The organism is Bradyrhizobium sp. P5_C11_2 (genome assembly GCF_054049755.1).
Window position 1 is genome coordinate 1 of sequence record NZ_JBFULT010000396.1, and the last position, 7,147, is coordinate 7,147.

The window sequence follows — 7,147 nt, forward strand, 5'->3', positions numbered from 1 at the left end:
GTCCGGGAAGACCGTGGCCCATGCCGTCCATTTCAAGCCTTGATCCAGGGAGAAGCCGATCATGAAACGCCGTACATTCCTCAAGGGCGGCGCGATGCTGCACATGATCGTCAACGACGAGAAATGGGCCAGCTTGCCGAAGCAGTACCAGGCGGTCCTCAACCAGGCCGGCTCCGCGGCGGGTGCCTGGATGCTCGAGAAATACGACAGCGTGAATCCGGCCGCCCTGAAGCGGCTGATCGCCAATGGCGCGGAGCTGAAGGCATTCCCGCAGCCGGTGCTGGAAGCCTGCTACACCGCGACCCAGGAGCACCTGAACGAGCTCGCCGGCAAGAGCGATCTGTTCAAGCGGACCAAGGAGAGCCACGACGCGTATATGAAGGAGCTGCTCTTCTACACGCAGATCGCGGAAAACTTCTACGACAACTATTTGCTCAGCAAGATGCGCAACAAGACCTGATTGCAAGAAGGGGGCGCGGTGTTGACGCCGCGCCCAGCTCCGTAGCCCGGATGGAGCGCAGCGTAATCCGGGATCCCGCACGCCAGCGGCACCGTCCCGGATTACGCTTCGCTCCATCCGGGCTACGAGACTGATTGCGCAGGGACGAGCTTGGCCGTCTTACGCCGCACCCAGGCCCAGCTTCTCATAGATGCGCCGCGCATAGGCGCCGAAGGCGTCCGTGGTCTTGAGCGGAAGGGCGCGCGGGAAGGGCAGGTCGATGGCGAAATAATCGGCCATCTTCGCCGGTCCCGCCGTCAGCACCGCGCAGTGCGAGGACAGGAAGACGGCTTCCTGGATCGAGTGGGTGACGAAGACGATGGTCTTGCCGCTCTCGCGCCAGATCCGCAGCATCTCCAGGTTCATCTGTTCGCGGGTCAGCGCGTCGAGCGCGCCGAACGGTTCGTCCATCAGGATCAGTTTTGGATCATGCACGAAGGCGCGCGCGATCGCGGTGCGCTGCTGCATGCCGCCGGACAGCTCTCGCGGATATTTTTGCTCGTAGCCGGCAAGCCCGACCAAATTGAGCAGGTCGCGCGCCCGCTCGCGCGCGGCCTTGATCGGCAGGCCCACGATCTCGGCCGGCAGCAGCACATTGTCCAGAATGGTCCGCCATTTCAGCAACAGTGCCTGCTGGAACACCATGCCGATGTCGCGGGTCGGATCGAACCGGCTCTTGGCATTGCCGATCTTCACCGTGCCGCCGTCGGCGCCGTGCAGGCCGGCCAAAATCTTCATCACCGTGGTCTTGCCGCAGCCGGACGGGCCGACCAGCGACACCAGCTCACCTTCCTGCACGTCCATGGTGACGTCGGAGACCGCGAGAAACTCGGCGCCGCCGCTGCGATAGACTTTTCGGACGCCGCGCAGGCTGATGAAGGGCTCTGCGGTCATGCCAGCCATTTGTCCAGGTTGGCGGCCACGAACGCATCGTCGCTGAGGTCGGCGTGCTCGCGGCAGACGCGGTCGATCTCGTCTTGCTGCCCCGGGCTCAGGCCCTCGTCCGGATCGAGGCACCACAGGCCCTGCATCAGGCCCTGGCGCCGCAGCACCTCGTGGCAGCCGGCGATGCAGCCGTGAAAATTGTTGGCGACGTCGAAGAAGGCGCTGTTGCAGTCGGTGACACGGGCGTCGAGCGCCAGCAAATCGGCCGGCACACTATCCTTGTGCCGCGCCGCCCTGCAGCGTTCGAACTGTTTGATGGCGCTTGCGGTCCACACCGACCAGTGACCGAGCAGGCCGCCCTTGAAATAGGTGCGCGTGGTGACGCCGTTGTCGCGCAGGTCGAATGGCAGCATGAGGTCGAGCAGGATGTGATCGTCATTGCCGGTGTAGAGCGCGACGCGGTCGAGCGCGCCGGCGGCCGCGACGCCGCGCAACACGTCGAGCGTCCGGTAGCGGTTGAACGGCGCGATCTTGATCGCGATCACATTGTCGATGGAGGCAAAGCGCTGCCAGAACCGGCTCGACAGGATGACGCCGCCCACCGCCGGCTGGAGATAGAAGCCGACCAGCGGAATCTCGGCGGCGACCGCCGTGCAATGCGCGATGATCTCGTCCTCGGAGGCGCTCTTCATCGCGGCGAGGCTGAGCAGGCCGGCATGATAGCCGATGTCGCGCGCGGTGCGGGCCTCGGTCGCCGCCTGCCTGGTCGGACCGGCTAGGCCTGCAACCATCGCCAGYGGTCGCTGGGTCCAGTTGGCCGCGGTCTCGGCGGCGAGCTCAAGCACGGGACGATAGAGGCCGACGTCGCGGACCGCGAACTGGGTCGTGTGCACGCCGACGGCAAGGCCGCCGGAACCTGCGTCGATATAGTAGCGTGTCAGCGCACGCTGATGCTGTTTGTCGAGCTGACGCTCGGCGGTGAGTGCGAGCGGATGCGCCGGCAGCACGGTGCCGTCGGCGATCAGCTTGCGGACGTCAGAGTTGATCTGGCTGTGGTGCATGATGTCCTATCCGAATTCCGGGCCGGCGACGGCGAATGGCATTTCCTCGCCCGCGGTGGTGGCGGGGCCGAACCGCATGCGCTGGAACGGCCGTTCAACGGTCCAGCCCGATGCGGTCAATCCTTCCAGGAACGCGGCTTGCGAGGCGACGGCGTCGATCAGGAGGGGGCTGGTCTCGGATCGCGCGATCGCGTGAACAAGGCCCAGCGCTTCGGCGGCATGATCGGCAAACAGGGGGCCGATATGGCGTGCGGTCCGTCCGTCGCGGACCAGCGCGATGCATCCATTCGCTGCGACGATGCGCGAGCCCGAGCGTTGTGCGAAGGCTGAGAGGAGGCTGGTCCGGTCGAAGCCGGTGGCCCGCCGGTCCCGCGCGCGCAGCGCATCGATGGTTGCGGATGAAGACGGTGGCGCTTCGGCTCGCACGGAGCCCGCCAGTTTCAGCCGGCGCAATTGCAGCGTCGGCGTGAAGCCGAGCGGCCCGTACACGGCAACGCCGTCGGGCGTCGCGTCGAGCCAACTCGTCAGGCCGTTCTTGCGCGCCGTCTCCAGGCATGCGTCGACGAGGCGCGTTGCGAGGCCGCGGCGGCGATGCGTGCCTGATACCAGCACCATGCTGATCCAGGCGTTGTTGCCGGAATAGGGCAGCAGTGCCGCGGTCGCGACCAGTCGTGCGCCGTCGCGGATGCCGAACACGACGCCATCGCGCAGGAAAACGCGCCAATCCTCTTCGGTCTGATTCCAGTGCGCTTCCGCCGACAGCACCAGCCCGGCCATCGCGTCCTCGACACCGAGCTTGAGGATGGGCGGGCCGTCAGTAGCGTCCATCGCGCACCTCGTATTTGGTGGGCTTGCCGAGGCTCGGCATCGCGCGGGACACCCAGTCCGCGGTCCAGGCGATCAGTTGCTCGGTATCGACGACGGGCAGGCCGAACAGCTCGACCGCCTGTGACGTGTCGGTCAGCCACGCCGTCGGCTCTTCCTTGCCTGTCAGCACCGGCGCGCGGCCGAACCTTGCGCCGAATTTTGCGGCGAGATCGCGCACCGCGAGGATCTCGTGACCGCTGACATTGATCGGCGAGGTCGGTGCCGTGCAGTGCGCCAGGCAACGCAGCGCCTGCGACGAGGCATCACCCTGCCAGATGAAATTGACGTGGCCAAGGCTGACGTCGATCGGCGTGCCCGTCAGCACCTTTGTCGCAATATCGTGCAGCACGCCGTAGCGCATGTCGATGGCGTAATTGAGCCGGAACAGGCGGCCCGGCGTTTCGAACTTGCGCGAAAAATATTCGAACATGCGCTCGCGGCCGACGCAGGACTGGGCGTATTCGCCGGGCGGGTTCGGCGCCATCTCCTCGGTCGAGCCTTTGCCGTCGACCGGCACGAAGGGATAGATGCAGCCGGTCGAGAACGCCACGATCCGCGACGATGGGAACGCCTGCGCGACGAGCGCCGGCACATGCGCGTTCATCGCCCAGGTCAGCGACAGATCGCCCTCGGCGCCGAATTTTCGCCCAGCCATGAAGATGATGTTCGGCGCCTGCGGCAACGCCTTGATTGCAGCCTCATTCATCAGGTCGCAATTGATGGTCTCGACGCCGCGCTCATGCAGCCAGTCCTTGACGCTGGGGTCGCTGAACCGGGCCACGCCGATGACGCGGCGACCCGGCACGGCCGCCTTTGCGAGCCCCGCCAGCGTCGGTCCCATTTTGCCGGCGACGCCGAGGATCATGATGTCGCCGTCGACCTTGGCGAGGTCGTCGATGAGCGCCTGGGTCGGCCGGCACAGGAGATCGTCGAGTGCGGCGATGTCCGGGATGGTCTTCGGCAGGGTCTGGCGGGTGAGGAGCATCGATCGGTCCTTGGTCGGTTAGGTCTGCCGTTTTCAGGTCTGCCGTTTCAGGTCTGTCTTGCGTCGCCGACCACGAACATGCGTTCGAGGGCGAGGACGAGGCCGTAGAGGGCGACGCCGAGCAGCGTCAGCAGCACGACGGCCATCACCATCGCGGGCGTGTCGAGCGACGACTGCACCTGGATCATGAGGTAGCCGAGCCCGCGCTCGGAGGCGATGAACTCGCCGACGATGGCGCCGGCGACCGCCAGGATGGCGCCGACCTTCATGCCGGAGAAGATGTAAGGCAGCGATCCCGGCAGCTGGATCTTGCGGAACAGCGTCCAGCGCGAGCCGCGCAGCGATTTGACGAGATCGAGCAGGTCGGGCTCGACCTCGCGCAGGCCGCGCGCGGTGGTGAGCAGGATCGGGAAGAAGCAGATGCTGAACGCGATCAGGATGTTCGGCACGATGCCGTAGGAGAACCAGACGATCAGGAGCGGGCCGAGCGCGACCTTCGGGATCATGTTCAGCGTCACGAACAGCGGCAGCAGAACCAGGCTCACCAGCGGCGCCCAGCTGAAGATCACGGCCAGCGCAACGCCGACGACGGCGCCAAGCGCGAAGCCGCCGAGGATCTCACTGGCGGTGACCAGCGTATTGGCGCCCCAGGCGTAGTTCGCGGTTCCCAGCGTCTGCACCGTCGCGAGCGGCGAGGGCAGGATGAATTTCGGGACGTGGAAGGCATCCACCGCGACCTGCCAGAGCACGAGCACGGCGAGATGCACGATCAGGATGATCGCAAAGCTGCGCGCCGGACTTGCTCCGTCACCTGTCACCGTTTGCTCCCCGTTGCTGCGGCCTCCCGGCCACGACGACAAGCCTAACCGTCCCTGCGGCAAGTTTCAACCAGTTGGTTGATTATGGCCTGAGCGACTGCAGCACCAGATCTGCGACATGCCTGCGGCGGGCGCGCCGCTGGGCGCGGCTGGACAGATCCTTGCCGAAGATCGCCGACAGCGTCGGGGTGTTCGAGAAGAAGAAATAGCTTAAGCCCGCGATGGAGATATAGAGCTGGACGGGGTCGATCCCCTTGCGGAACACGCCGCTGCGCACCCCCTCGTTGAGGATGTGGGAGACGCTTTTCACCAGCGGCGAATGCATCGCCTCCAGCCGGGTCGAGCCGCGGACATGGCGGRCGCCGCCGCGGTTCTCGTCGTTGAGGAGCACGATGAAATCCGGGTTTGCCGCGAGGTGATCGAACGAGGCCTCGATCAGCTTGCGGATCGCCTTTTCCGGCGGCAGGCCTTCGAGATTGAGTCTGCGCTCCTGCTCGCGGATGTCCTCGTAGACCCATTCGAGCACGGCGAGGTAGAGCGCGTCCTTGTCGCCGAAATAATGATAGACGAGCTGCTTGTTGACGCCTGCGCGCTCCGCGATCTCGTCGACGCGGGCGCCGGCAAAGCCGTGCCGGGCGAATTCCAGGCGCGCCGCGGTGAGCAGTTTTCGGCGGGTGGCGACGGGGTCGCGCCGCTGCGGCACGGTGTCGCCAGATCGTTTTGCAGGCATTTCCAACCAAACAGTTGACAATTGGAGGGCGGACTTGTTGCATTGGTAGCCTCACACGGGGAGAGCGACAAGCCGGGTCGCGGCAATGAGGAGAGATGCGATGAAGCGTTTGCAGGCGGCGGGCTCGGCTCTGGGCTCGGCGATCGTCTTGGCCCTGATGCTCGGTATGCCGGCGGTGTCCGCGAATGCGGGCGAGGCGGTCAATCTGATCCTGAACTGGACGCCGACGGCCGATCACTCGCCCTATTATTACGCCAAGGCGCAGGGCTGGTACGAGAAGGCGGGCATCGACCTCACGATCGAAACCGGCAAGGGCTCTGGCGTCTCCGCGGCCAAGGTCGGGTCCGGCGGCTCGCCATTCGGCGTCGCCGATCTCGCCACCATGCTGGTGGCCAAGAGCAAGGGCGCCGACACTGTTGCCGTGATGAGCGTCTACGCCAACACCGGCCAGACCTTCTACTGGCTGAAGAGCTACGGCGTGAACGGGGTCAAGGATTTTGCCGGCCACAAGATCGGCAACCCGCCCGGCGACGCCTCGCGCGTGATGTGGCCCGCTTTTGCGAAGGCCGCAGGCCTTGCGCCCGATGCCGTCGGTTTCGTCAATATCGGGCCGACCGCGAAGGTCGCGGCGCTGAAGAGCCACACCGTCGATATCATCAGCGACTTCTACAACGAGCACGACGTGAAGGCGATCGAGTTCGGCGCCGACCTCGGCTTCGTCAATTGGAAGGACATCGGCCTCAACCCCTACGGCAATTCGCTGATCGTCAACGGCGTCTATCTCCAGAAGAATCCAAAGCTCGTCGAGGACTTCGTCCGCGTCACGCAAAAGGCCTTTGCGGCCTGCGTTGCCGACGTCACCCCGTGCCTGAAGGCGCTGCTCGACCAGGTCTCCGGTCTCGACAAGGAGAACCAGGAGCGGCAGTGGGAGCGCATCAAGTTCCTGATGACCGACGAGTTCACGACGACCAAGTCGCTCGGCTGGATCGACGGCGAACGGATGAAGAAGGACTATGAGCTGGTCCAGACCTATCTCGGCATGGAAAAGCCGTTCGACGTGACGACGGCCTTCACGACCAAGATGCTCGATCCCGGCATCAAGATGGATGCGAGCAAGGTGAAGAAGTAGCGCTGTCCGCGTCTAGCTGGCCCTCGCGTTGAAGCATCGCCCGGGCTCTGCAGCGCACCGCCGAGGAGGCGCTGCGCTGCAGCCGGAGCACGAGGACAGGCGCGACGATCAGTGCCTGTCGTCTCCGCGGCCGTCGTCATCGTCGTGGAAGTCGTGTTCGCCGCCCGCCCTGA

8 protein-coding genes are annotated in these 7,147 nt (G+C 65.3%); 2 read left to right on the plus strand and 6 right to left on the minus strand.

Going from position 1 to position 7,147, the window contains the following annotated elements; all coding sequences use genetic code 11:
* The first annotated feature begins 61 nt into the window (after positions 1-61).
* Complete coding sequence (locus ACXJL8_RS28835; RefSeq protein ID WP_456686015.1) at positions 62-460, plus strand: hypothetical protein; 399 nt, start codon at positions 62-64, stop codon at positions 458-460.
* Between the two features lie 159 nt (positions 461-619).
* Here ACXJL8_RS28835 and ACXJL8_RS28840 read toward each other — a convergent pair whose 3' ends face one another.
* From ACXJL8_RS28840 to ACXJL8_RS28865, 6 genes are all read right to left on the minus strand, one after another.
* Positions 620-1,402, minus strand: a complete 783-nt coding sequence (locus tag ACXJL8_RS28840; RefSeq protein WP_456622843.1) for an ABC transporter ATP-binding protein — start codon at positions 1,400-1,402, stop codon at positions 620-622.
* Positions 1,390-2,445, minus strand: a complete 1,056-nt coding sequence (locus ACXJL8_RS28845) for a dihydrodipicolinate synthase family protein (RefSeq protein WP_456622844.1) — start codon at positions 2,443-2,445, stop codon at positions 1,390-1,392. Before ACXJL8_RS28845 ends, ACXJL8_RS28840 begins: the two co-directional genes overlap by 13 nt.
* A 6-nt stretch (positions 2,446-2,451) precedes the next feature.
* Positions 2,452-3,273 (minus strand): GNAT family N-acetyltransferase, encoded by an 822-nt coding sequence (locus tag ACXJL8_RS28850; protein ID WP_456622845.1) that lies wholly within the window; start codon positions 3,271-3,273, stop codon positions 2,452-2,454.
* On the minus strand, positions 3,260-4,297 hold the full coding sequence (locus tag ACXJL8_RS28855) for an NAD-dependent epimerase/dehydratase family protein (RefSeq protein WP_456622846.1): 1,038 nt from the start codon (positions 4,295-4,297) through the stop codon (positions 3,260-3,262). Before ACXJL8_RS28855 ends, ACXJL8_RS28850 begins: the two co-directional genes overlap by 14 nt.
* A gap of 47 nt (positions 4,298-4,344) precedes the next feature.
* Complete coding sequence (locus ACXJL8_RS28860) at positions 4,345-5,115, minus strand: ABC transporter permease (RefSeq protein ID WP_456622847.1); 771 nt, start codon at positions 5,113-5,115, stop codon at positions 4,345-4,347.
* Between the two features lie 82 nt (positions 5,116-5,197).
* The gene (locus ACXJL8_RS28865) at positions 5,198-5,845 is read right to left on the minus strand and encodes a TetR family transcriptional regulator (RefSeq protein ID WP_456686016.1); all 648 of its coding nucleotides are present in this window, start codon (positions 5,843-5,845) and stop codon (positions 5,198-5,200) included.
* A gap of 100 nt (positions 5,846-5,945) precedes the next feature.
* On the opposite strand from ACXJL8_RS28865, the gene ACXJL8_RS28870 reads away from it, so the two are divergent.
* Positions 5,946-6,974, plus strand: a complete 1,029-nt coding sequence (locus ACXJL8_RS28870) for an ABC transporter substrate-binding protein (protein ID WP_456622849.1) — start codon at positions 5,946-5,948, stop codon at positions 6,972-6,974.
* Positions 6,975-7,147 lie beyond the last annotated feature (173 nt).